Consider the following 23,568-nt stretch of genomic DNA (forward strand, 5'->3'; position numbering starts at 1 on the left):
ACTTATTTTCTAGCGAATCATACTAGGTAAAAGTCAATCTATATAAGTCGAAACACGATGATCATGCAAAGGAGGGATTCTGTGGAACAGGATACGCAGTATGTTAAACCATTTCAAACAAAAACCGATATTCATGCAGTCTTGGCCTCTAATGGGCGAATCATTTATATATCTGCCAACTCCAAACTGCATTTAGGTTATCTTCAAGGAGAGATGATCGGATCATTCCTCAAAACGTTTCTGCATGAGGAAGACCAATTTTTAGTTGAAAGCTATTTTTATAATGAACATCATCTGATGCCGTGCACCTTTCGTTTGATTAAAAAAGACCATACAATTGTGTGGGTGGAGGCTGCGGTAGAAATTGTTACCACAAGAGCTGAGCGGACTGAACGGGAAATCATTTTAAAAATGAAGGTTCTTGAAGAGAAAACAGGCCATCAATCCCTAAACTGCGAAAAAGATGAAATCGAGCCTGCAAGCTCGGAATCGACTACATATATAACGGATGATTATGAACGGTTAGTTGAAAATCTACCGAGTCCGCTATGCATCAGTGTCAAAGGCAAGGTTGTTTATGTAAACAGCGCGATGCTTTCAATGCTGGGAGCGAAAAGCAAGGATGCTATTATTGGCAAATGGTCCTATGAATTTATTGAGGAAGAATATCATGATATCGTGAAAAACAGAATAATACGCATGCAAAAAGGAATGGAAGTCGGAATGATTGAACAAACATGGAAAAGGCTTGATGGCACACCTGTTCATTTAGAAGTGAAAGCATCCCCGGCCGTCTACAAAAAACAGCAGGCTGAATTGCTGCTGCTAATCGATATTTCTTCAAGAAAAAAATTCCAAACTATACTGCAAAAAAGCCGTGAGCGCTATCAGCTGCTGATTCAAAATTCAATTGACACCATTGCGGTGATTCATAATGGTAAATGGGTATTTATGAATGAATCAGGAATTTCCCTGTTTGAAGCAGCTACTTATGAGGATTTAATCGGCAAAAACATATACGATCAGCTGCATCCTTGCGATCACGAAGATGTAAAAGAGAGAATTCACAACATCGCTGAGCAAAAAACAGAATCAGAAGTTGTCAAACAATCCTGGTTCACCTTCCAAAACCGAGTCATCTATACGGAGATGGTCTGCATTCCGACGACCTTTTTTGGTGAAGCGGCCGTTCAAGTTATTCTGCGGGATATTTCTGAAAGAAAGCAAACAGAAGAATTGATGCTGAAATCAGAAAAATTATCGATCGCAGGGCAGCTCGCCGCGGGAATTGCCCATGAGATACGCAACCCGCTGACAGCGATTAAAGGATTTTTACAGCTGATGAAACCGACAATGGAAGGAAACGATCATTACTTTGAAATTATATTTTCTGAACTCAGCCGCATCGAATTAATACTCAGTGAGCTGCTTATGCTTGCGAAACCTCAGCAAAATGCGGTGAAACAATCCTTGAATCTGAAAAAATTAATTGGTGAGGTCTCAGCCCTGTTGGAAACACAGGCAAATTTGAATGGTATTTTTATTAGAACCAGCTATGAAAAAGACAGCATTTATATAAATGGCGATCAAAACCAATTAAAGCAGGTATTTATTAACTTAATTAAAAATGCAGTTGAGTCAATGCCTGACGGAGGAACAGTAAATATTAACATCACTGAGGATGAGCATTCTGTTCATGTCACGATCAAAGATGAAGGGGAAGGCATACCTGAAAAGGTGCTGAAGCGGATTGGAGAACCATTTTTAACGACAAAAGAAAAAGGCACAGGGCTTGGACTGATGGTGACATTTAATATCATTGAAAATCATCAGGGAGTCATTCATGTAGACAGCCAGCCGAAAAAAGGCACAGCGTTTAAAATTTCATTTCCGAAAAAATAAAACAACGGCTTAAACGCCGTTGTTTATCGTCTGCATGGATTCACGTTTCTTTAATACAAATGACTCTAAACGGTCTAAGCCTTCTTTTAGTGTGTCCAGCGAGCATGCAAAAGACAGCCTCACATATCCTTCACCATACTTCGAGAACGAGCTGCCCGGCACGAGTGCCACACCAGCATCCTCCAAAAGAGCCATACTAAAATCAAATGAAGACATTCCAAATCCTTTAATAGAAGGGAAGATATAAAATGCTCCAGACGGTTTTACAACATCAAGCCCCATAGAAACAAGACGATCATACACATAATCCAGACGTTTTTTGTATTGTTCTCTCATAATCAAGGCGTCGTCAAAGCCGTTTGTCACAGCTTCAAGTGCAGCTTTTTGAGAAATGGATGATGCACACGACACGTTGTATTGATGAACTTTTAAAATATGCTTTGCTATGTCTTTCGGTGCGAATAAAAATCCAATTCTCCAACCGGTCATGCTGTGTGATTTTGACAAGCCATTAATGACAATCGTTTGATCTCGCAAATGGGTTGCGATCGAGTAATGCGGTCTGTCATATGTTAATTCACTATATATCTCATCAGACAATACGAAAATATTTCTGCCTTTTAAAAGGTCGGCAATGCTTTTTAACTCTTCTTCAGATAAAGTCACACCGGTGGGGTTTGATGGATAAGGAAGCACGACACACTTGGTATTAGGAGTCAGAGCATCTTCAATCAGCCGGGCAGTAAGCTTAAAGCCGTGTGACGTAGTATCTACAATGACAGGTTTCGCTCCGCATAAATTGATAATAGGTTCATAGCCTGGATAAACCGGGCCTGGCATAATGACTTCATCACCGGGAGATAAAATGGTCCGGAATGCAGCGTCAAGGGCTTGGCTTGCACCTGTTGTGATGATGATTTCAGATTCAGCATCATAGTTGAAATCCGCTTTTTTCTTCATATAAAGCTGTACAGCTTGTCTCAGCTCGAGGTAGCCGGCGTTCGGCGTATATGATGTCACATTGTCATCAATGGCTTTTTTTGCGGCAGCTTTCACGTGATGCGGCGTGAAAAAATCAGGCTGGCCGATCGTAAGTGAAATAACATCTTCGTGTTGAGCTACAAGATTTGAGAATTTGCGTATTCCTGAAATTTCAATCTCTCTTGCCTTCGGATTCAGCAAATGTTCCATAATTCATCACCTTAACAATTATAATGAGTTTATCCTATTTTACCACTAGCTGACCATTTGTCACATGTTTAGCCGATATATTTCGATTGTATGCGCCTTTTTCCCAAATATGCCTTTCAGTTCGGAAAAAAAGAAGACAACCAGCGATTTGATTGTCTTTATTGTATCACGTTCTATTATTGTTTATATGTGCCAATTTCATCAATAACCATACTCAAAATGAAGGTCTTCGTGCCAAATCAGATACGGGGGATGCTCCTCTTGAAGATCAGCTGATTCTTTCTTCATATTCAGGTAAGTCTCTTCACTGATATCTTCTAAAACAGTCATTTCATGTTCTTTACATATTACTAAGGTACCCATTATTTACACCCTTCTTTGGAAAAATCCTTGACTATTTTACCACTGTCAGTTGGAAAGTCAATGGGTATTAGGAGAAAAGTTTCTTTTTCAAGGAGAGCGGCTTATTGCCTTTGTCATTCAATTTTAAAGAGCCGCCATTCACTTTTTACAATTTACGCCGATATATACAGTACAATACTGAATGCGAATAGCGAGGGATTGAATTGTCGTTACAACAATACGAAATTTTACTAGATTCTGGTACAAATGAATTGGAAATTGTGAAGTTTGGCGTGGGTGATAATTCTTTTGGAATTAACGTCATGAAGGTAAGAGAAATTATTCAGCCTGTCGAGGTGACATCAGTGCCTCACTCACATCAGCATGTAGAAGGAATGATTAAGCTCAGAGGAGAAATCCTCCCAGTGATCAGCCTCTTTTCATTTTTTGGTGTCGAGCCAACCGGATCAAAAGACGAGAAATATATCGTGACTGAATTCAACAAAAGGAAAATTGTTTTCCATGTCGGCTCTGTTTCTCAAATTCACAGAGTATCCTGGGAAGCGATTGAAAAGCCAACCTCATTAAATCAAGGGATGGAGCGCCACCTTACTGGGATTATCAAGCTTGAAGGCCTGATGATCTTTTTGCCAGATTATGAAAAAATTATTTATGATATTGAATCAGACTCAGGTGTGGATACGTACAATATGCATACCGAGGGCTTTGATGAAAGAAGAGCTGATAAAAAACTTATTATTGTAGAGGATTCACCGCTCTTGATGCGTCTCCTGCAGGATGAATTAAAAGAAGCAGGGTACAACAATGTGTCTTCGTTTGAAAATGGAAAAGAGGCTTATGACTACATTATGGACCTTGCTGAAAGTGGTGCTGATTTGTCAAAACAGATTGATATGATCATCACTGATATTGAAATGCCAAAAATGGATGGACACAGGCTCACAAAGCTGCTGAAGGAAAACCCGAAAAGCTCAGACGTCCCGGTTATGATTTTTTCATCACTAATTACAGATGATTTGCGTCACCGCGGAGAAGTCGTCGGCGCAGATGAGCAAATCAGCAAGCCTGAGATCAGTGATTTAATTAAAAAAGTGGATACGTATGTTATCGAATAAATAAAAACAGCCGATGCCTGAAGTGGCGCGGCTGTTTTTATTTTAAAAGTAACTCTCGCCAAGCTTTTTAAAGACAGGTTTATGATAAGCTGGCTGCTGGCGATTTGGCACAAGCGGTTTTTCTTTCATGCCGACATAGTCTTGCAACAGGTGTTTCGCTTTTGTTAAGGACATTTGAGCTTTAGGATTTCGGTACGATTGATTAAGTGTACCTAAATGCGGAAGATGTTCGAAGTCTTCTTTAGTTGGAGGCATGTGAAAATAGTAGTCTCCGATTGAAATAAGCACGTCCGATTGCTGCTGGCTAAACCTTGGATTTTTTGAAAAATGAAGCCCTATTTTTTTTCCTTTACCTTCTTTGACAAGCTTTTGCAAAGCCCGTTTTTTCAGCAGATATAGGTATTTAGGGTTGGGGGCGGTTTTTGCATGGCGGTTCACAGTGTAAACTGCTTTTGAAAGATTTTCTACGGTTGGCTGCAGACCTTTCGTATATGCATGGTCGTCCATTATTTCTCTCCTTTGCTTTTATCAAATTCTATATGATTAGATTATACTTTTTTAAAGGTGAAATGCAAATATTGAATATGAAAATGCGCTTTTTTCTAAGAAAAAAAGCGCATTTTTAAACACCGTATATTATACAGATTTTGCTTTCTTTTTCGGCTGCTCTTGAAATGCTTCCTGAACATTTACTTCAACAGCCTGTGCACTGTATTTTGGCAGGGCAACAAAATAAAAAATAAAAACAAGCAGGATGACAACGCCCATCCCGTAATAAAGATAATCAATGTTTGAAATGAACTTAGGAAATAACAACGCAACCAAGCCGAGTGTCAAAGACTGGGCAAACATCATAAAAGGGTCCTGCAAACCGCTTACACGCCCCATCAGCTTAGGATGAACAATCTTTGGCATCCATCCTCCGATTGCAATGTTGATCGGGCCAATGCACATTCCCAAAGCAAATGCTGCCGCATAAAACACCCATAAAACATTTGTATAGCCAAGAACGAAAATCAGCAAGCCTGCAATGAAAATCGGTATCGACATTAAAAAGTGCGGTTTCACTTTTTTAGAGATGACTGTGCCGACTACACTTCCCGCCAGCAGCCCAAATCCGAGGGCAATCGTAAATAATGACGTATGCCATTCATAACGGTCAGGCGCCAACCCGTATTTCATTGTAAACATCGGTAATACGGCGAATCCTCCGTTGACAAATCCAAAAATGAAGAAACCGAAAATAAGAGATGCCAGCAGTTTGTTTTTTAAAATATAGAGAATGCCTTCTCTAAAATCATTTAGTGAATCTTTAACAGAAGCTTTTCTCCAGCTGAATGCCCCATTTGGCTGTCTGGCTTCTTTCGGAATTCGGCAGCTGCGGATCAGCAGCCCGGAAATAATGAAGCTGACAAAGTCAAGGGTAATGGCGCCTTCAATTCCGATGGTGTTGTACATAACAGCGCCTATCCCGACTCCAAATACCATAAAAATGCTAAATAGCATCTGGTTAAGCCCTGCCGCTTTCGCATAATGCTCCTTCGGCAGGATGGCTTGTACCAAACTGTTTTCTGCCGGAAAGAAAAACTTCGTTACAGCGCTTCTAATAAATAAAATACAGAAAACAAGAGGAATATTGCCGGTAAATAAAGTGAAAAAAAGAACGACAGTCAGGCCGGCTCTGATCCAATCACAGTTTTCCGCAACCTTTTTCCTGTCAAAACGGTCCGCAACGACTCCCACGAGCAGAAATACAAATACAGTCGGGAGAGAATACATCAGCTCCGCCAATGTCGTGTAAAATGGCTGGCTGCTGAATCGGTCCAGCAAGAAAAAAGCAAACGCCATATTGCCTACAGTCGTACCCATTTGAGAAGCGAGTGCTGCGAAAAATAGTCGAACAAAATTACGATTTTTAAATATATCCATAAAAACGCTCCTTACCCTAAAGGTCCCACTTTATCATATTATAAACCGCTTGTTTTTGAAACATATAAGAAAACATTACCGGCTGATAGTGACTCTTGTTCCGTTTGGCACAATGGAAGCGAGTTCGATCACGTCTTTATTATGCATGCGAATGCAGCCTTTAGAAACAGCCTTGCCAATTGAAGCCGGATTATTCGTCCCGTGTATTCCATAGTGCTGCTTTGAAAGACTCAGCCAATAAGCGCCAAATGGCCCGCCGGGATTGCGCTGGCGATTAATGATGTGAAATTCTCCATTAGGCGTTTGCGTCAATATTTTACCGACTGCAATCGGATAGGTTTTCATGATTTGATTATGTTGGAACAACGTAAGGGTTTTGGCTCCGATTGAAACTGAAATATGATACGGAATGGTTTTAGGGTCAGGCAGGCCGGGTATGACAATGGACTGTCCTGCAGTAATCCCTGCCTGCAGTGACGGATTAAATTGGAGTAATACAGCGGGGCTGATTCGAAAATCCCCTGCAATGCTGCTCAGTGTATCACCTTGCTTCACCAGGTACGTAAGCAGTTTTCTCATCCTCTCCTTTTACCTTATAAGTATTAATTAGGAGCCCATCCTGCTACATTAATTTCCGCTTTTTAAGGTGAATAATGTGATTTCTGGCTTAGATAGAAACCGCAAAGGCAGTCTGGTCATCCCGAGGCCGCGGTTTACGTAAATATGAGTGTTTTCCGTTTGATACATCCCTTCTGTGTAGACCTTTCCATATGGAGGCGTAATAATCGGTCCGTAAAAAGGCAGCTGAATCTGGCCGCCGTGTGTATGCCCGGAAAGCTGAAGATTCACCGGATATCCTGTTGTTTTCAAGGCTGCATCGGGTTCATGGACGAGCATGATAGAAAAAAGTCTGTCGCTTAGCTTTGATAGGGTGCCTTCATAATCTGGTTTTCCGAGCATTAAGTCATCAAGTAAGGCAATCTCGATTTCGCTGCCATCTGCAAGCGCCAATATTTGATAGCCATTGCGGTATACTGTAAAACCGCCGGATGCCATCAGGTTTTTATAAACGGCAGTGCCATAGCCTCCGTGATCATGATTACCGTAAATACAAAGCTTGCCGAAGGGAGCACGCAGTTTCCTCAGTAATGGAATGACTGCCTGGTGGTGCTGATACGTATTAGGATTATCGATAATATCGCCTGTAAAAACAATCAGATCAGGTGCACATTCATTAATTGTCAGGATGACTGTTTGCAAATCTTCAAGAGTAAAATAATCACTCAAGTGTGTATCACTGAACTGTACGATTTTAAAACCGTCAAAACCGTGCGGGATAAGAGAGCTTTTGATTGTGTGTTCGGTTGTCTCAATCATATGCGGCTCCAAATATCTGGCATAGCCGTATCCGCCGCCGGCCGCTAAAGTCCCGGCAGCAAGAGCCCCGAACGCGCCTTTCAAAAATTGTCTTCTGGACATCTTTTTCATTTCAAACCAACCTTTAGTAGAGTTTTTCCATTATAGCATCTGTATCTTGAAAAAATCTCATATCAGCATGTACTGACAGAGGATGACATATAATGATAGAATAATATTGAATGAATACTCATTCATAACAAGGGGGAGAACTATGGAAAAAAAAGCGGTTATCATTACCGGCGGTTCAAGCGGTATGGGAAAAGCAATGGCAAAAAAACAGGCTGAATCGGGCTGGTACGTCATGGTGACAGGCAGGAACAATGAGGCGCTTGAGGAAACGAAAAGAGAAATAGAGACCTTTGAGGGGCAGGTCACCTGTTTTCAAATGGATGTTCGCTCTGATTCCGCCGCTTCAGAGATGATTACAAAAGCGATAAGTGCCTTTGGCCGGCTGGATGCGCTGATCAACAATGCAGCCGGAAATTTTATGTGCCCGGCAGAAAAGCTGACGCCTAATGGATGGAAAGCAGTTATTGAGATTGTTTTAAACGGCACATTCTTTTGCAGCCAAGCCGCGGCAAAGCATTGGATCGAGCAAGAGCAAAAGGGCGTGATTTTAAATATGGCAGCCACATATGCGTGGGGAGCGGGAGCAGGGGTCGTTCATTCTGCTGCAGCCAAGGCAGGGGTATTGTCACTGACCAGAACGCTGGCTGTTGAGTGGGGAGGCCGATACGGAATTCGCACGAACGCGATCGCACCCGGACCGATTGAACGTACAGGAGGCGCAGAGAAGCTATTTGAATCGGAAAAAGCGATGAACCGCACAATCAACAGTGTCCCTCTCGGCCGGCTGGGCACACCGGAGGAAATCGCCGCTTTGGCTGCGTTTTTGCTTTCTGACGAAGCATCCTATATAAACGGGGAGTGTGTCACAATGGATGGGGGGCAATGGCTGAATCCTTATCCGTTTTAATCTGAATATTTATAAGTGAATATTTAAATTGTTAAGAACTTTTACGTTCGAATGTTACCTCCACAATTAACCTTCTTCCTATCCAATTTGATAACATATAGAGCTTTATTTGTTTATGAGGTGTGTCATACTAAGAGGATTATAGTGAAGAGATTGGAAAAATAACAGCACAAGCATTTAGAGATTTTATTGAGAAAAAATGATTTCTGAATAAACTGCAAAACAAGCGAACGTTAAATCTGGTCGTTCGCTTGTTTTAATTTCAATTCAGAATTATGATATAATTTTTAAAGATTAAGGGGGGATTCATTGAAGAAATTGTTAAAAAAGTTAGTTGTACCATTTTTAAGCAGTTTCGTTATCATCTTTAATATTTGGTACTTTATTATTTGTGCTTTTACTCCACAGTATTATCAAAATACCAATCTTACATCTGATGAAATAATCAGATTTGAAAAGCTATATCACATCGATTTTCCTGATGAAACGAAATTGATTAAAGCCAGGGAGTATTTGAGTGGGCTCGGAGGCGATACATCGGCTGTATTATATGTGTCTCTGCCAACTAAGCTGGCGGAAACAATTTTATCTGATTATACGTATATGCCAATAAATTATACTGATCATGCCGGTTCAATGTATGGAGTTGACGTTTCCAAGAGTGTTGGTGGGTTAACAACTCTTACATTTGGCACTTTAGATAAAAAAGGAACTTTCTTTCAGTTGAAATATGAGGATGATTGGATATTTAACAGAACTGATTGGAGCCATTATTTTTGGACAGCTGCCGGTTATAATGCTCTTATATTTATACTTTTATTTGTGATTGTGAAACAAATGAACAACGTCCTTCATTAACCGGTCTAAAGAGTGATCTTAAAAATGTCCCCCCTTTTATTTTAAGCTGCTGCCATACTGCCTCCTTTTCCCCTAATCTAAACATTTGTGGTGCTGATATAATTGTGTATAATCAGACAAAGATAGAGAAGCAGGTGATAACATGTTGGACCCACTTGATATACTGACGAATATTGATGATGTCATTCCGTATTACCAAGCGATTTTTAACGCTGAGGAACAAAAAGTCGTAGGCTACGAAGTGCTTGGCCGGATTTTGGCAGATGCAGAGATTGAGAGCCTCGGGCCGTTTTTCTTAGATTCTGGCATTCCGGAAGAATATAAGCTTGAGGTCGATGACAGAGTCATCAGGCAGGCGCTGGAAAGGTTTAAAGAAGCTGATCGTGATCTGTTGATTTTTATTAATCAGGATGCGAATGTATTGATGCTTGACCACGGCGAAAGCTTTCTTGAGCTTTTGAAAGAATACGAAGAGCAGGGCATTGAATTGAACCGTATTGTGCTTGAGATCACAGAGTACAATTTCGAAGGCGACATTGAACAGCTGTACCATATGCTTGCCTACTATCGTACATACGGCATTAAAATCGCGGTGGACAATATAGGTAAGGAGAGCAGCAACCTGGACAGAATCGCGCTCCTTTCACCGGACCTTCTGAAAATAGATTTGCAGGCGCTGAAAGTATCTCAGCCGTCACCATCGTATGAGCATGTGCTGTACAGCATTTCATTGCTGGCGAGAAAAATCGGCGCCGCGCTGCTGTATGAAGATATAGAAGCTGATTTTCAGCTCCAGTACGCATGGAGAAACGGAGGCAGATTTTTTCAAGGCTATTATCTGCAGGCGCCGAGCGGTGATTTTATAGACCGGAGCCTGTTAAAAGCACGCTTGAAAACGGAGTTTCAGCAATTTATCACGAGAGAAAAAAAGAAGCTGGAGACAGTATACGAACACTCTGAGAATTTTTATAAGCGGGTCAATCAGGCAGTGTCCGAGCTAAAGAAAAACCATCAGGCGGATGATGAGTTTATTAAGAAACTGGCGGAAAACCTGACAGACTGCTGTTTTAGAATTTATATGTGTGATGAAGAAGGCTATCAGCTGACGGGAAATGTGTTCAAGCAATCCGGCGAATGGCTTTATCAGCCTGAATACAGAGAGAAAAACTGGAGCTGGCGTCCGTACTTTTTAGAAAACATCATGAAGATGCGTAATTCGAGAAAAGGATTTTTTAGTGACCTGTATAGTGATATTGAAACGGGTGAGATGATCAGAACCTTTTCATACCCGATGGATGACAATATGTATTTATTTATCGATCTGCCTTACTCTTATTTGTATGAACAGGACGGATTACTTTAAAAGCGGCTGCTGTAAGCCGCTTTTTTTATAAATGTGAAAAAGTTTTAAAAAACAATTGACAATGATATTGATAATCATTATCATTTAATTATGGAGAGAAGCTACTCTCTGTTCCCCAACCCCTCTATCAGATCAAGATCCGAAAAAACTTGGCGCTACCCCCGCCAAGTTTTTTGTTTGCCAAAAGCATAAGACAATCCACTAAAACAATAAACCTTATTAGTGGAAAAACGTTGAGCGCTGGGGGAACAAAAAAATCTCTCGGCTTCACGTGACAGCGGGTCCGCAAGAGCTATTAGACAGCAAATGCAGCGTGATATCAGCTCTGAATCATGATGTGTTCTAAAGGGGGATTTTGTAAAAAGTCTTTTTGTCTATCAGGCATATCAAAAAAATCATAATTCTGTGCATGACATTCAAAAAAAGCTTCAAACTAATAAAAAATCGTTTTTTTTCACTTTTTTTCTTTGCTTAAATTGAAAAGTGAAAATGCCATCCTAACCGACTTTATGGTATGATGCTCAATAGAACTTGTATTATAATAAATACTTGTTGATTTGAAGTTGCTTTTTGAAAGGAGTCTTTTTTTAGAATGTCACAATTAATGGGTATCATCACACGGCTGCAAAGCCTGCAAGAAACGGCAGAAGCGGCTAACGAGCCAATGCAGCGCTATTTCGAAGTAAATGGTGAGAAAATATGCAGTGTTAAATATTTCGAAAAAAATCAAACGTTTGAATTGACGGTTTTCCAAAAAGGTGAAAAACCGAACACATACCCGTTTGATAATATCGACATGATTTCCATTGAAATCTTTGAACTTCTTCAGTAAGATTCCTGAAATAATGGGCACAAGCTTTCGTTTTTGCAACAGTAATCGAAATAAACGATAAGGAACATACTTGTTTCATGATTGTGGATCTTGAAAAGGAGTGTCGTGATGGCTGATTCTTTTCTGTTTTATAATCTTTCAGAAGCACAGATGACCTTTCAAGACGTGATGGAACGGCTTAAAGCCTTTGTTCGCAAGGATCCCCGTTCTTCCTATGTGTTATCTATCGGAACCGATTCTCAAGTGTACCGCGATTACACAAAGTTTATTACCGCATTACATTTGCATCGTACAGGCAAGGGAGCTTGGGGCTGCTTGAAAAATCATACAGTCAACAGACCCATACATAGCCTTCGGGAGAAGATTTCGTTAGAAACGGCGTACAGCCAAGAAACGGCCGCCCATATTCTTGATGGACACTTAATGGATATTACCGATCTGCTCCTGCCCTTTACCGGCGAGGGGGCGGATCTCACCTTTGAGGTTCACTTGGATATTGGAAAAAAAGGGCTTACAAAAGAACTAATTCAAGAAATGACAGGACGCATCACTTCCATGGGGATAGAGGCAAAAATAAAACCAGATTCATACACTGCCTTCAGCTATGCAAATCGTTTCACAAAATAATTCCGGCTGAAAAGCCAAGGGAAATGTCGAATTATGCGGTTGACGTTTGTTTTCTGATTACTTATTCTAGCGGTAGAGCTGAAAGTAAGTTGTCTTTGCTTTCAGAGGTATTCAGTATAAAACAGGGGGCCTGATTGCGAATGAGTCTTATCGGTGAACGATTTACAGAAGAAGAACAAAAACTTCTGCTGAATATCCTGATCAGCCATGAGTATGCCATCGAGCTTTTAAGCAGTGAAATCAACGATATAGAGACAGGAACGAAAAACGTTGACGGAACCACCTACAAAAAACTAGTAACGCTATACGACCGATTTCGATTTGAAAACTAACGGAACGCCTTATATGATACTCACACAAAGAGTATCTTTTTTATTGGTAGGAAACTTTTCGACAAATACTGATAAAGTTTATATTATTGTACAATAGGGAATGTAATGTTGACGAAAATGAAAAGGGGTCGAAAACATGATAAGCTTACAATCAGACCAGCTTCTTGAGGCAACTGTCGGACAATTTATGATTGAGGCGGATAAAGTAGCGCACGTTCAAGTCGGCAACAACCTTGAGCACGCATTATTAGTGCTGACAAAAACCGGATACACAGCCATCCCGGTTCTTGATCCTTCCTATCGATTACATGGGTTAATCGGTACAAATATGATCATGAACAGCATCTTTGGGCTTGAGCGAATTGAATTTGAAAAGCTTGACCAGATTACTGTCGAAGAAGTCATGCTGACCGATATTCCGCGCCTCCATATCAATGATCCGATTATGAAGGGATTCGGAATGGTAATTAATAATGGTTTTGTCTGTGTTGAAAATGACGAACGGGTGTTTGAAGGGATTTTTACGAGAAGAGTGGTTTTAAAGGAATTAAATCAGCATATACGATCGTTGAACAAGTAGGCTTCACGGCCTATTTTTATTGTAATGAACGATCTGAAAAGAAAGCGCATACATAATTTAAATTGGAATAGGGGTTGAATCAGAAACCAAGAAATGATTAGAATAGGAGATAAGAAAAACTTATAGTTCGTATAAAGGAGGACGACATGCAGCTTCAAGAGCTTCATATGCTCGTAGTTTTAGCTGAGGAGTTAAATATGAGAAAGGCGGCGGAACGGCTTTTTGTATCTCAGCCGGCTCTATCTCAGCGCTTACAAACAATTGAAAAGGCGTGGGGCACAAAAATCTTTTTAAGATCCCAAAAAGGATTAACGGTAACGCCGGCCGGAGAGAAAATCATCCAGTTTGCGAATGATGCGACGTTAGAGCAGGAAAGAATAAGAGAAAACATTGATGAGCTTGAAGGTGAAATTCACGGCACATTGAAGCTTGCCGTCGCTTCCATAATCGGCCAGCATTGGCTTCCTAAAGTTTTGAAGACGTATGTAGAAAAGTATCCGAATGCAAAGATCTCGCTCATTACTGGATGGAGCAGCGAAATGTTGAAAAGCTTATATGAGGATCACGTTCATATCGGCATTATAAGAGGCAACCCAGAGTGGAAAGGCCGTAAAGATTATTTAATGACAGACCACCTGTATTTAGTGGACACTGAAATTTCCTGCATCGAAGATATCGCCTATACAGAACGACCGTTTATCCAATTTAAAAGCGATAGTACTTATTTTCAGGAAATTCAGCATTGGTGGCACCAAAAATTTAAAACCTCTCCAAAACAAACGATATTGGTTGATCAGATTGAGACGTGCAAACAGATGGCGCTACACGGAATCGGTTATGCCATTTTGCCGTCTGTTACCCTTCAGAATGAAGATAAGGTCAATAAAATGCCTTTGTTAGATACAAAAGGGCAGCCGATTGGAAGGGATACGTGGCTGTTAGGCTATGAACCTGCCTTTGAGCTGAAGCAAGTTCAGGCTTTTGTTCAAGTGATAAAGGATATGCTTGATCAGGAAAATCCATTTTAAGACAGCGATATGTGCTGTCTTTTTTATTTTCATATTGACAATGAAAATCATTATCATTTAAAGTGGTTTATATGATATTGAAAATCATTATCAATTGATGGGGTGATAACATGGCTAAAGCCTTGATTACATATGCCAGCATGTCAGGAAATACAGAAGACATTGCTGTGATTATAAGAGATACACTTCAAGAAAATGAGTTGGACATTGACTGTATCGAGATTGATGATGTAGATGTAACTGCTTTGACATCCTACGAATATGTGCTGATTGGCACCTATACATGGGGAGATGGAGATTTGCCTTACGAAGCGGAGGATTTTTTTGAAGAGGTCAAACAGCTTCAGCTTAATGGCTTAAAAACAGCCTGCTTCGGCTCTGGAGATTATTCATATCCAAAGTTTTGTGAAGCGGTCAATTTGTTCAGTTCCATGCTGCAAGAGGCGGGAGCTGCTGTTTACCAGGAAACATTGAAAATCGAACTGGCGCCTGAAACAGATGAAGATACAGAAAGCTGCCGAGCGTTTGCGAAAGGTTTTCTTGCTTGGGCTGATTATATAAACAAGGAAAAAAGCCATGTTTCATAAAGGAGCGACTGCTGTCACGGCATCTGCATTTTCCGGTTATTTTGTGGCGGTACAAAGAGAAGGCATTTTTCATTATTCTTTGGAACAGGGCTGGAAAAAGCTTTTTCGTTTGAAAAGCAAAATATATTGCATCAGCTACATAGGGCCTTACTTATTCGGGGTCGGTGAAAAAGGGGCGGTCATACGTTCGTCTGACGAAGGGAAAACCTGGACGATGTCGAGCTTTCCCACAAATGCAGCAGTGTGGACGATTACCGGCCGAAACGACGGGTTTGTTTGCGCCCATGGCAAGCACTGCATTTATGTATCGGATGATTTTGGGGTTACATGGCGCGTTGCCAAACCTTTTGCGGAATTTCATAACCCGCCTGTTATCCGTTCGCTGTGCCTGCATGGCGGCAGTCTTTTCATCGGAACGCAAATACACGAAAATTTTGGAGGCATTTGGGCTTATGACCTTACCCATGATACTGTCCAAATTGTTAAGAAAGAGGAAACCCGAATGACGGCATCTATGCTCGTATTTCATGAAAAATGGCTGGTGGCGGCGATGGGTTCTCTGAAAGGAAAGCACGGTGCTGTCACTGTACGCAATATGCTCACTGATGAAGAGTTTAACATACAATCCAGCATGATTAGAAAAGAAGAATCGTTTCTTGATCTTTCAGAGGATGATGGAATTATATATGTCACTACAACGCAAGATGAAAATGGTTATTCAAGAATTTACCGGGCTGATCTCGAAGCCCGGTCGTTAAAATGGTTCGATACCATTAAGGGACATGGATGGAGAGTGGCCAATCAGAAAGAGAATTTCTTTTGTGCGGGCTTATATGAATGTAAATTTGTCCAGCCGTACGAAGTTTCTGCAATGATTCATTAGAGGAGGAATCAAGAATTGGCGAAGATTTTGCTCGTTTATGCAACAATGTCAGGTAACACTGAAGCGATGGCAGATTTGATTGAAAAAGGGCTTCAGGAGGCTGAAGCGGAAGCGGACCGTTTCGAAGCGATGGATATTAAGGATGCACAGCTGTTTAACGACTATGATTATATTATAATGGGGACTTATACATGGGGAGACGGAGATCTGCCTGATGAATTTTTAGACCTTGCTGAAGATATGGATGAGATTGATTTTTCCGGTAAAACATGCGCTGTATTCGGTTCTGGTGATACAGCATATGAATTTTTCTGCGGAGCCGTTGATACACTCGAAGCAAAAATAAAAGAATGCGGAGGCGAAATTGTGCTGCCTTCAGTAAAAATCGAAAATAATCCGGAAGGTGAAGAAGAGGAAGAATTAATGGAGTTCGGGAGACAATTCGCAAAGAAAAGCGGCTGCGCTGTCTGACCACCACTAGGAACTGCTCAAGCGGCTGTTCCTTTTTTTCTTGTCTTTGCATCTTTCCTTTGATACAGTAATGAGGTAGAAAATCAGGAGGAGGACTATACATATGAAAATGATGGACGCAAATGAAATTATTTCATTTATTCAAAATAGTACAAAATCTACACCTGTAAAAGTTTACGTGAAAGGTGAGCTGGAAGGAATCAATTTCGGAGAATCTGCTAAAGCTTTTATCAACGGAAGCACTGGTGTTGTTTTCGGTGAATGGAGCGAAATCCAAACAGCAATTGGAGAAAATCAAAGCAAAATCGAAGACTATGTGGTTGAAAATGATCGCCGCAATTCTGCGATTCCAATGCTTGATCTCAAAAATATTAAAGCGCGTATCGAGCCTGGTGCAATCATCCGCGACCAAGTTGAAATCGGCGATAATGCAGTCATCATGATGGGTGCTTCTATCAATATTGGTTCAGTCATCGGTGAAGGAACAATGATTGATATGAACGTGGTCCTTGGCGGACGAGCTACAGTTGGTAAGAACTGCCACATTGGAGCTGGCTCTGTTCTTGCGGGCGTTATTGAGCCGCCATCCGCTAAACCGGTTGTCATCGAAGACGATGTGGTGATCGGCGCAAATGCTGTTGTGCTTGAAGGCGTAACAGTAGGAAAAGGAGCCGTTGTTGCCGCGGGAGCGATCGTAGTGAACGATGTTGAGCCATACACTGTCGTTGCAGGTACACCTGCTAAAAAAATCAAAGAAATTGATGAAAAAACAAAAGGCAAAACTGAAATCAAGCAGGAATTACGCCAGCTGTAAGGAATGGTTTGATAAAAAAGGCGTGGATAATATATCCACGCCTTATTCGTATAGGCAGGAGGAATAAAGATGAAGAAAAAGGAGCTCATCGCAATCCGCAGGGATCTGCACCGTATACCGGAGCTTGGATTTCAGGAGTTCAAAACCCAGCAGTATTTATTAAATGTTTTAGAAAAATATCCCCAAGACAGAATTGAAATTGAGAAATGGAGAACGGGGCTTTTTGTAAAGGTGAATGGGACGGCGCCGGAAAAAATGCTGGCGTACAGAGCGGATATCGATGCGCTTTCCATTGAAGAGCAAACCGGTCTTCCGTTCGCATCAGAGCATCATGGACATATGCACGCCTGCGGACACGATCTGCATATGACGATTGCACTCGGCATTATTGACCACTTTGTCCATCATCCGGTCAAACATGATTTGCTCTTTCTGTTCCAGCCGGCAGAAGAAGGGCCTGGCGGCGCAGAACCTATGCTTGAGAGCGATATATTAAAAAAGTGGCAGCCTGATTTGATCACAGCCTTACATATTGCCCCAGAGCTGCCTGTGGGCACTATTTCGACAAAAAGCGGACTCCTTTTTGCGAATACATCAGAGCTTGTCATCGATCTGGAAGGAAAAGGCGGACATGCCGCATATCCTCACTTAGCCGAGGACATGGTTGTAGCGGCAAGCACACTTGTCACCCAGCTGCAAACGATCATTTCTAGAAACACAGATCCACTGGACAGTGCCGTTATTACAGTTGGTACGATTACCGGCGGCTCAGCGCAAAATATTATCGCTCAAACAGCGCACTTGGAGGGCACGATCCGCACGCTTTCTGAAGAATCGATGAAGCAGGTAAAGGAACGGATTGAAGATTTGGTAAAAGGAATCGAAATTGGGTTCCGCTGCAAAGGAAAAGTGACCTATCCTTCTGTGTATCACCAAGTTTATAATACGAGCGGACTGACAGAAGAATTTATGTCTTTTGTTGCTGAACGTCAGCTGGCAACAGTAATCGAAGCAAAAGAAGCAATGACCGGAGAAGATTTCGGCTACATGCTGAAAAAATATCCCGGATTTATGTTCTGGCTCGGTGCTGACTCTGAACATGGGCTTCATCATGCAAAGCTGGACCCCGATGAAAATGCGATAGAAACAGCGGTTAACGTCATGACAGGCTATTTTTCTGTTTATGCCAATTAAGTATAAATGAAAGAATAAAATTCCATAAAATGAGCACTCTAGTAAACGGAGGTGTTCAAAGATGTCTAAAAAAATTGGAATTGAACAATCGTTATCAGACGTAGAAGCTGCATTGAAAGAAAAAGGTTATGACGTTGTCATGATGAAAAGTCCTGCTGATGCAAAAGGCTGTGACTGCTGTGTCGTAACAGGACTTGATAATAATGTGCAAGGGATAGCGGATACGGTAACACAAGCACCAGTTATTACAGCTTCCGGGATGACTGCTGAAGAAGTTTGCAGTGCAGTAGAAAATAGAATGCAGTAAATAAAAACCGAAGCAAAAAGCTTCGGTTTTTTACTCTGCTTCTTTAGGAAACGCACGGTCAAGCGCGTTTTTTATATCCTTTCTAAGCATTCGTTCGACCCGCCATTGTTCCATATTTTCTGTTTTGGCAATGACTCTGATTACAATTTCAGAAGTGCCCAGTTCTTGAACTCCGATGACATCAGGACCTTCTTTTATTTGCGGGAGATCGGCAGCTGTCTCATCACATACTTGCTGTAAAATACGAATCGTTTCATCAATGTTTCTTTCAGCTGGCACTGTGATATCAACCAGAGCCTGCATTGTTCCCCGCGAATGATTGCTCACATTTGTAATGTTTCTGTTTGGGATATAATGAAGCGTTCCGTCAAAGCTGCGGATTTGAGTTGTTCTTAAGCCAACTTGCTCGACAATTCCATCAAATCCGGAAACGGTAATATAGTCACCGACATCTAATTGTTTTTCAAGCAAAATAAAAAAACCTGTTACGACGTCGCTGACAAGGCCTTGGGCGCCAAATCCAACAGCGAGTCCTACAACTCCCGCTCCCGCTAAAAGAGCGCTTGGGTTGTAATGGAACAAATCGAGAACCATGACACAAAATATAAAAATCAATATGTAAGAAAATATATTAAGAGTCAAGCTTCGGAGTGTATGGGCACGCCCGATAGACAAGCTGTGCTGCTCCTCGAATTTTGCAAACAGATGTTTAATAATTTTCATGCCTATCGATCGAACGATAAAATAGATCAATACCATAATGATAAGTTTAATGAGCAGTATACCGGTATTTGTAATCAGTCCTGCCCAATCATATTGTTTCATGAAATTCATTTTAGAGCCTCTTTTCTGAATGGATTGCTGCATATTGACCTTACCCTTTATTCGGATATGTTAAACACTTTATTCAAACATATTGATTCCAAAGATAAACTTTATTTGGTGAAAATTCTCTTGTGGATTCCGTTTCTATATAATGGATATTGTAATGATATGAAAGAAATTTAGACAAATACCCTTTGGAGGGATACATATGCCAGAACGGATGCTAGGTAAACAAGCTCCTCGTTTTGAAATGGAAGCAGTCCTTGCAAGTAAAGAATTTGGCAAAGTAAGTCCTGAGGAAAACATAAAATAGTAACAAATGGACAGTGCTGTTCTTCTATCCAATGGATTTCACTTTTGTTTGTCCGACAGAAATTACAGCCATCTCTGACCGCTATGACGAGTTTGAAGAGCTTGATTCAGAGGTTATCGGAGTTTCTACTGATATAATCCATACCCATTTGGCATGGATAAACACGGGCCGCAAAGAAAACGGTCTTGGCCAGCTGAATGATCCTCTTGCTGCCGATACAAATCACGAAGTATCCCGTGAATATGGAATTTTAATCAAAGAAGAAGGTGTTGCCTTGCGCGGATTGTTTATTATCAATCCTGAAGGCGAACTCCAATATCAAACTGTTTTCCATAACAATATTGGCCGCGATGTTAATGAGACGCTTCGTGTTCTACAGGCGCTGCAAACTGGCGGATTATGCCCGGCGAATTGGAAACCAGGCCAAAAAACACTTTAATACTTTCAAAGCACAAAAAAAGGTCTAACTATTCGTTAGGCCTTTTTGATTAAGCGATGGTATGATGACAGCCAATGCCTGAGTGACTGGGGGAAAAGCTTGGTTTAATGTTGAAGTAACGAGAGAGCAATTGATCGGGGGGGAAACCGACACTTATCCATTTTTGCTCCATCAGCTGCCATCTGTGCAAAGAAGCGATACCGCAAGTAAATGACTTTCGTGCTAACTATCAAGATAAATCGAATGTTGCAGCTGTACATATGCCTCGTTCCGAAGATGATCTTGATCTGAGTAAAATGAAACTGTTGCACATGACATACTCAGCCGATTTTTATCGATAGTAATCATGTCTTAACCCTATGTGTTTGACCAAATAGGACAGATCCGTCACTACCAAACTGACGGAAGGGGGATGAAGACGCTTGAAAAACGTATGAACCGCGTTCTAGCTGAAAAAGATCAGACATCTAAATCGTTGTATTTGTGCGAGAAAGCAATCGAAGAAGAGTAAGAAGATTTTTTTTCCAAATTTGGGTGTAGGAAAAGATGATTTACATTGATGAATATGCCAATAAAATAGCTGTTTTTTGATGTTTTTCCTCAATTTTAGATAAATTTATATTTTAATGACTCGAAAATTGTAGGTATTACACTAAAATTCATTAAAGAAGTAAGTAAAATATATATTTTCAACATTATACCAAATGGGTTAATGGAGCTTTAAACCCTTGAGAATAAAGGCCTTGATTTAAAAGTTAAACTTTTCTGAAAATAAGGAGTTTTTCATAGAGTAAATTTAATAGTAAAATGATAAAATAATAGTTGATAAAATTACTTTTGTAATCTAATATCTTAATTAAAGATGTTAATTTTGATAGGGGGTACATTGAGGAATGTTTAATGAAAGAGAAGCTTTGCGCTTACGGTTAGAACAATTAAATGAAGCTGAAGTGAAAGTCATTCGTGAATATCAAATTGAACGTGATAAAATATATGCAAAATTAAGAGAGCTGGACAGAAATGGAAGCCCTTCCGACATGAAAAAGGATTTCCGTTCTGAAAAAAAACCTGATTCCTTGCCAGTTCTCGCCGAGCTTGCGGCTCAGGAAATCAGAAGCTATCAGCCGCAGTCACAGCAGCAGTCTGTTCAGCCTCAGCTTCAACCTATTTCCTCTCTTCCTGCCGGCATACCAGACGGAACAACACGAAGAAGAAGAGGGACGGCAAGACCGGGATCAAAAGCAGCCAAGCTGCGTGAAGCTGCTATTAAAACATTAAAACGCCACAACGCGGCGATTAAGAGTTCCGAGCTTCAAAAGGAGATTGAAAAAGAAAGCGGTCTTGAAATCCCTAATATGACAACGTTTATGCAAAGCTTAATTAAAATGTACCCGGAAGTGAAAAAACCGTATCGCGGTCAGTACATTTTAGAAGGCGAAATTGAATCAACTGAATCAGCTGATTCAGTAAATGAATAAACACTCAGAAAAACTGCTTGGCATGGATCAAGCAGTTTTTTATTGATTTTTTTTCTGTGAAGGTTTGTTTTCTTTTTCGAGATTAAGCTTATAAACCCACTTTTGATAAGGCTTTTCCTCAGCGGCTTTGCTTTTGAGTTCTTCAATTGTCTGGCTCATGTCCTGATCTGATGATTGAGCGCGGGAAAGCTGTTTTTGAAGGACGTATATCTGTTTGGTGACATTTTCAAGTATGTTTTCTACATGATCTGGCTGCGCGTAGACTGCTAAAGCTGCTTCTTCCGTTTTTTCTGTTTGTTGCGTGCCGCCATCAATATCGGCAAAATGAGAAGCAATCCAGGCATCGCTTTCATCAAGCTGCCGTTTATACGATATAATAGTTTCGTGAAATAATTTTTCTTTCGTTTTTTCTATTTCGAGCAGTCTTTCTTTCGTTTCTATAATTCGATCTTTTATATGATCGACTTCTACTTTAATATGTTTTAGCTGGTATTCTTTTTCTGCCATTTGCTCTTTTAGACGGCTGTTTTCGTCTTGTACCGATTCAGTTTGCTGTTTTGCCTGCTGCAGTGCGCTCTGCTCCTGCTTAACAGAGGCGTGAAGTTGGCTGATTCGTTTATGAAGATTTTTATTTTCTTCTTCAATTTTGATGTTCGTAATATGAAGTTTATGTTTTTCTTCTATTTCGGCTTTGCGTTTATAGGTTTCAGCAGAAAGAAGTTCCTGTAAAACAACGATTTTATGAAGCAGTTCAGCTCTTATTTGATGCAGGGTTTGGCTGGTGTGAGAGGTGTGTTTTTCTTTCGTTGACATTTGGGTTAACTCGGCAGACAGCTGTTGAAGTTTTTCTTTCATCACATTGTTTTCTTTGAGAAGTTTGTTATGTTTCTGATGGAAGTAGCTTGCTTCAAGTTCGGAAATCAGCTTATGGCATCTAGAAAGCTCTGATTTTAAATATAGGTTCTCCTGAGACACGTCGTGGAAAAAAGGACCTGATCTTTTCATTCGAACCATCTCCCTCATGATGTTAACACTACAATATGCAAATACTTAACGGCTATTCCTCTTTAATAAACAGACAAGCAGTAGCGTTGAAGCTTTGCTTTTGCTATGCTTTTAACGAAATAGAGGTGAGAGATTTGAAGCAAATAAACGTACTTTTGGCAGGGGGAGCCTCACGGCGCTTTGGAGAACCGAAGGCATTTGTAAAATGGAGAGGCCATATGTTTTACGAATGGGCTAAAAAAGCGCTTGGAGAACATACGGTTATCATCAGCCGTTCCGAGTTTATTAATAGATTTCAAGAAAACGGTGAGAGCGAAGTGTATGAAGATGCTGAGCCGTTTCAAGGTATGGGGCCATTGGCTGGTATATATACTGCTTTTAAAAAGACAGACGGTGATCTTTATACTGTTCTTTCTTGTGACGCGCCGTTGGTACAAAGAAGAACGATACTGAAGCTCAAGCGTCTGATGACTGCCGGTATAGACGCTGTCGTTCCAATTTCAAATGGCCGGGAGCAGCCATTGATTGCAGTGTACCATAAACGAATTATGCCCATTCTATATCATCAGCTTTCTGAGAAGAAATTAAAAATATCAGATTTGTTAGACCGAATTTCGGTTTGTTATGTACAGGCTGAAGAGCTCGATGCAAACCCATCGGAGTTTATTAACGTTAACACCCGTGATGATTTTAAGTATATGGAAGAAACAACGAACTCCTTCAGGCAGGACTGAGGG

The 23,568-nt window shown here is 40.7% G+C and carries 26 protein-coding genes and 3 pseudogenes; 21 read left to right on the top strand and 8 right to left on the bottom strand.

Features of this window, described 5'->3' with window-relative positions; genetic code table 11:
• Window positions 1-81: 81 nt before the first annotated feature.
• Window positions 82-1,902 carry a sporulation histidine kinase KinA gene (gene kinA, locus BTW01_RS02105; RefSeq protein WP_162101390.1) on the top strand — a complete coding sequence of 607 codons (1,821 nt, stop codon included), beginning with the start codon at window positions 82-84 and terminating at the stop codon, window positions 1,900-1,902.
• Between the two features lie 9 nt (window positions 1,903-1,911).
• Here kinA and BTW01_RS02110 read toward each other — a convergent pair whose 3' ends face one another.
• Window positions 1,912-3,093 carry an aminotransferase A gene (locus tag BTW01_RS02110; protein ID WP_162101391.1) on the bottom strand — a complete coding sequence of 394 codons (1,182 nt, stop codon included), beginning with the start codon at window positions 3,091-3,093 and terminating at the stop codon, window positions 1,912-1,914.
• A 201-nt stretch (window positions 3,094-3,294) separates the two neighbouring features.
• Complete coding sequence (locus BTW01_RS02115) at window positions 3,295-3,456, bottom strand: hypothetical protein (protein WP_162101392.1); 162 nt, start codon at window positions 3,454-3,456, stop codon at window positions 3,295-3,297.
• A gap of 203 nt (window positions 3,457-3,659) precedes the next feature.
• On the opposite strand from BTW01_RS02115, the gene cheV reads away from it, so the two are divergent.
• Window positions 3,660-4,571, top strand: a complete 912-nt coding sequence (gene cheV / locus BTW01_RS02120) for a chemotaxis protein CheV (protein ID WP_162101393.1) — start codon at window positions 3,660-3,662, stop codon at window positions 4,569-4,571.
• Window positions 4,572-4,613: 42 nt separating this feature from the next.
• Here cheV and BTW01_RS02125 read toward each other — a convergent pair whose 3' ends face one another.
• From BTW01_RS02125 to BTW01_RS02140, 4 genes are all read right to left on the bottom strand, one after another.
• Window positions 4,614-5,078, bottom strand: coding sequence for a YkyB family protein (locus BTW01_RS02125; protein ID WP_162101394.1), 465 nt, complete (start codon window positions 5,076-5,078; stop codon window positions 4,614-4,616).
• Window positions 5,079-5,207: 129 nt separating this feature from the next.
• Window positions 5,208-6,500 carry an MFS transporter gene (locus tag BTW01_RS02130; RefSeq protein ID WP_162101395.1) on the bottom strand — a complete coding sequence of 431 codons (1,293 nt, stop codon included), beginning with the start codon at window positions 6,498-6,500 and terminating at the stop codon, window positions 5,208-5,210.
• A gap of 75 nt (window positions 6,501-6,575) precedes the next feature.
• On the bottom strand, window positions 6,576-7,070 hold the full coding sequence (locus tag BTW01_RS02135) for a L,D-transpeptidase family protein (protein WP_162101791.1): 495 nt from the start codon (window positions 7,068-7,070) through the stop codon (window positions 6,576-6,578).
• A 57-nt stretch (window positions 7,071-7,127) separates the two neighbouring features.
• Complete coding sequence (locus BTW01_RS02140; protein ID WP_162101396.1) at window positions 7,128-7,988, bottom strand: metallophosphoesterase; 861 nt, start codon at window positions 7,986-7,988, stop codon at window positions 7,128-7,130.
• 142 nt (window positions 7,989-8,130) lie between these two features.
• On the opposite strand from BTW01_RS02140, the gene fadH reads away from it, so the two are divergent.
• The 15 genes and pseudogenes from fadH (at window position 8,131) to BTW01_RS02210 (ending at window position 18,771) form a co-directional block, all read left to right on the top strand.
• Complete coding sequence (gene fadH / locus BTW01_RS02145; protein WP_162101397.1) at window positions 8,131-8,895, top strand: 2,4-dienoyl-CoA reductase; 765 nt, start codon at window positions 8,131-8,133, stop codon at window positions 8,893-8,895.
• Window positions 8,896-9,029: 134 nt separating this feature from the next.
• Window positions 9,030-9,098, top strand: a pseudogene (locus BTW01_RS18345) (hypothetical protein); the annotation flags it as partial.
• Between the two features lie 106 nt (window positions 9,099-9,204).
• Window positions 9,205-9,753, top strand: a complete 549-nt coding sequence (locus BTW01_RS02150) for a hypothetical protein (RefSeq protein WP_162101398.1) — start codon at window positions 9,205-9,207, stop codon at window positions 9,751-9,753.
• Between the two features lie 142 nt (window positions 9,754-9,895).
• Complete coding sequence (locus BTW01_RS02155; RefSeq protein ID WP_162101399.1) at window positions 9,896-11,116, top strand: EAL-associated domain-containing protein; 1,221 nt, start codon at window positions 9,896-9,898, stop codon at window positions 11,114-11,116.
• 592 nt (window positions 11,117-11,708) lie between these two features.
• Window positions 11,709-11,948, top strand: coding sequence for a YkuJ family protein (locus tag BTW01_RS02160; protein ID WP_003154613.1), 240 nt, complete (start codon window positions 11,709-11,711; stop codon window positions 11,946-11,948).
• Between the two features lie 108 nt (window positions 11,949-12,056).
• The gene (locus tag BTW01_RS02165; protein WP_019714231.1) at window positions 12,057-12,575 is read left to right on the top strand and encodes a ribonuclease H-like YkuK family protein; all 519 of its coding nucleotides are present in this window, start codon (window positions 12,057-12,059) and stop codon (window positions 12,573-12,575) included.
• 134 nt (window positions 12,576-12,709) lie between these two features.
• Entirely contained in the window at window positions 12,710-12,907 is a 198-nt protein-coding gene (gene abbA / locus BTW01_RS02170) for an AbrB antirepressor AbbA (RefSeq protein WP_162101400.1), read from the top strand.
• Window positions 12,908-13,043: 136 nt separating this feature from the next.
• Window positions 13,044-13,487 (top strand): cyclic-di-AMP-binding protein CbpB, encoded by a 444-nt coding sequence (gene cbpB, locus BTW01_RS02175; RefSeq protein WP_162101401.1) that lies wholly within the window; start codon window positions 13,044-13,046, stop codon window positions 13,485-13,487.
• A gap of 146 nt (window positions 13,488-13,633) precedes the next feature.
• Window positions 13,634-14,515, top strand: a complete 882-nt coding sequence (ccpC, locus tag BTW01_RS02180) for a transcriptional regulator CcpC (RefSeq protein WP_162101402.1) — start codon at window positions 13,634-13,636, stop codon at window positions 14,513-14,515.
• A 110-nt stretch (window positions 14,516-14,625) separates the two neighbouring features.
• Window positions 14,626-15,102, top strand: coding sequence for a flavodoxin (locus BTW01_RS02185; RefSeq protein WP_162101403.1), 477 nt, complete (start codon window positions 14,626-14,628; stop codon window positions 15,100-15,102).
• Entirely contained in the window at window positions 15,092-15,985 is an 894-nt protein-coding gene (locus tag BTW01_RS02190; RefSeq protein WP_162101404.1) for an exo-alpha-sialidase, read from the top strand. The genes BTW01_RS02185 and BTW01_RS02190 overlap by 11 nt, the downstream gene beginning before the upstream one ends.
• 15 nt (window positions 15,986-16,000) lie before the next feature.
• Window positions 16,001-16,456 carry a flavodoxin gene (locus BTW01_RS02195; protein ID WP_162101405.1) on the top strand — a complete coding sequence of 152 codons (456 nt, stop codon included), beginning with the start codon at window positions 16,001-16,003 and terminating at the stop codon, window positions 16,454-16,456.
• Between the two features lie 103 nt (window positions 16,457-16,559).
• Window positions 16,560-17,270, top strand: coding sequence for a 2,3,4,5-tetrahydropyridine-2,6-dicarboxylate N-acetyltransferase (gene dapD / locus BTW01_RS02200; protein WP_162101406.1), 711 nt, complete (start codon window positions 16,560-16,562; stop codon window positions 17,268-17,270).
• A 69-nt stretch (window positions 17,271-17,339) separates the two neighbouring features.
• Complete coding sequence (locus BTW01_RS02205; RefSeq protein WP_162101407.1) at window positions 17,340-18,464, top strand: N-acetyldiaminopimelate deacetylase; 1,125 nt, start codon at window positions 17,340-17,342, stop codon at window positions 18,462-18,464.
• 61 nt (window positions 18,465-18,525) lie between these two features.
• The gene (locus BTW01_RS02210; RefSeq protein ID WP_162101408.1) at window positions 18,526-18,771 is read left to right on the top strand and encodes a YkuS family protein; all 246 of its coding nucleotides are present in this window, start codon (window positions 18,526-18,528) and stop codon (window positions 18,769-18,771) included.
• A gap of 30 nt (window positions 18,772-18,801) precedes the next feature.
• Here BTW01_RS02210 and BTW01_RS02215 read toward each other — a convergent pair whose 3' ends face one another.
• Window positions 18,802-19,605: a mechanosensitive ion channel family protein gene (locus tag BTW01_RS02215; protein ID WP_162101409.1), complete on the bottom strand. Its 804-nt coding sequence runs from the start codon at window positions 19,603-19,605 to the stop codon at window positions 18,802-18,804.
• Window positions 19,606-19,804: 199 nt separating this feature from the next.
• On the opposite strand from BTW01_RS02215, the pseudogene BTW01_RS02220 reads away from it, so the two are divergent.
• From BTW01_RS02220 to rok, 3 genes and pseudogenes are all read left to right on the top strand, one after another.
• Window positions 19,805-20,348 (top strand): annotated as a pseudogene (locus BTW01_RS02220) (peroxiredoxin).
• Between the two features lie 74 nt (window positions 20,349-20,422).
• Window positions 20,423-20,859, top strand: a pseudogene (locus BTW01_RS02225) (TlpA family protein disulfide reductase).
• Between the two features lie 382 nt (window positions 20,860-21,241).
• Complete coding sequence (rok, locus tag BTW01_RS02230; protein ID WP_162101410.1) at window positions 21,242-21,826, top strand: transcriptional regulator Rok; 585 nt, start codon at window positions 21,242-21,244, stop codon at window positions 21,824-21,826.
• A 39-nt stretch (window positions 21,827-21,865) separates the two neighbouring features.
• On the opposite strand, the gene BTW01_RS02235 is transcribed toward rok, so the two are convergent.
• Entirely contained in the window at window positions 21,866-22,831 is a 966-nt protein-coding gene (locus BTW01_RS02235) for a sporulation protein (protein ID WP_162101411.1), read from the bottom strand.
• 134 nt (window positions 22,832-22,965) lie between these two features.
• Between BTW01_RS02235 and BTW01_RS02240 the strand changes: the two genes are divergently transcribed.
• Window positions 22,966-23,565 (top strand): molybdenum cofactor guanylyltransferase, encoded by a 600-nt coding sequence (locus BTW01_RS02240; RefSeq protein WP_162101412.1) that lies wholly within the window; start codon window positions 22,966-22,968, stop codon window positions 23,563-23,565.
• Window positions 23,566-23,568 lie beyond the last annotated feature (3 nt).

This window comes from Bacillus sp. SKDU12 (assembly GCF_010093085.1).
GTDB classification, from domain to species: domain Bacteria; phylum Bacillota; class Bacilli; order Bacillales; family Bacillaceae; genus Bacillus; species Bacillus mexicanus.

Bases quoted from the DNA above. Each gene is read 5' to 3' on its own strand.
- BTW01_RS02110 (WP_162101391.1), bottom strand. From the start codon at position 3,093: ATGGAACATTTGCTGAATCCGAAGGCAAGAGAGATTGAAATTTCAGGA.
- BTW01_RS02115 (WP_162101392.1), bottom strand. From the start codon at position 3,456: ATGGGTACCTTAGTAATATGTAAAGAACATGAAATGACTGTTTTAGAA.
- BTW01_RS02125 (WP_162101394.1), bottom strand. From the start codon at position 5,078: ATGGACGACCATGCATATACGAAAGGTCTGCAGCCAACCGTAGAAAAT.
- BTW01_RS02130 (WP_162101395.1), bottom strand. From the start codon at position 6,500: ATGGATATATTTAAAAATCGTAATTTTGTTCGACTATTTTTCGCAGCA.
- BTW01_RS02140 (WP_162101396.1), bottom strand. From the start codon at position 7,988: ATGAAAAAGATGTCCAGAAGACAATTTTTGAAAGGCGCGTTCGGGGCT.
- fadH (WP_162101397.1), top strand. From the start codon at position 8,131: ATGGAAAAAAAAGCGGTTATCATTACCGGCGGTTCAAGCGGTATGGGA.
- BTW01_RS02155 (WP_162101399.1), top strand. From the start codon at position 9,896: ATGTTGGACCCACTTGATATACTGACGAATATTGATGATGTCATTCCG.
- BTW01_RS02160 (WP_003154613.1), top strand. From the start codon at position 11,709: ATGTCACAATTAATGGGTATCATCACACGGCTGCAAAGCCTGCAAGAA.
- BTW01_RS02165 (WP_019714231.1), top strand. From the start codon at position 12,057: ATGGCTGATTCTTTTCTGTTTTATAATCTTTCAGAAGCACAGATGACC.
- cbpB (WP_162101401.1), top strand. From the start codon at position 13,044: ATGATAAGCTTACAATCAGACCAGCTTCTTGAGGCAACTGTCGGACAA.
- ccpC (WP_162101402.1), top strand. From the start codon at position 13,634: ATGCAGCTTCAAGAGCTTCATATGCTCGTAGTTTTAGCTGAGGAGTTA.
- BTW01_RS02185 (WP_162101403.1), top strand. From the start codon at position 14,626: ATGGCTAAAGCCTTGATTACATATGCCAGCATGTCAGGAAATACAGAA.
- BTW01_RS02190 (WP_162101404.1), top strand. From the start codon at position 15,092: ATGTTTCATAAAGGAGCGACTGCTGTCACGGCATCTGCATTTTCCGGT.
- dapD (WP_162101406.1), top strand. From the start codon at position 16,560: ATGAAAATGATGGACGCAAATGAAATTATTTCATTTATTCAAAATAGT.
- BTW01_RS02205 (WP_162101407.1), top strand. From the start codon at position 17,340: ATGAAGAAAAAGGAGCTCATCGCAATCCGCAGGGATCTGCACCGTATA.
- BTW01_RS02210 (WP_162101408.1), top strand. From the start codon at position 18,526: ATGTCTAAAAAAATTGGAATTGAACAATCGTTATCAGACGTAGAAGCT.
- BTW01_RS02215 (WP_162101409.1), bottom strand. From the start codon at position 19,605: ATGAATTTCATGAAACAATATGATTGGGCAGGACTGATTACAAATACC.
- rok (WP_162101410.1), top strand. From the start codon at position 21,242: ATGTTTAATGAAAGAGAAGCTTTGCGCTTACGGTTAGAACAATTAAAT.
- BTW01_RS02235 (WP_162101411.1), bottom strand. From the start codon at position 22,831: ATGAAAAGATCAGGTCCTTTTTTCCACGACGTGTCTCAGGAGAACCTA.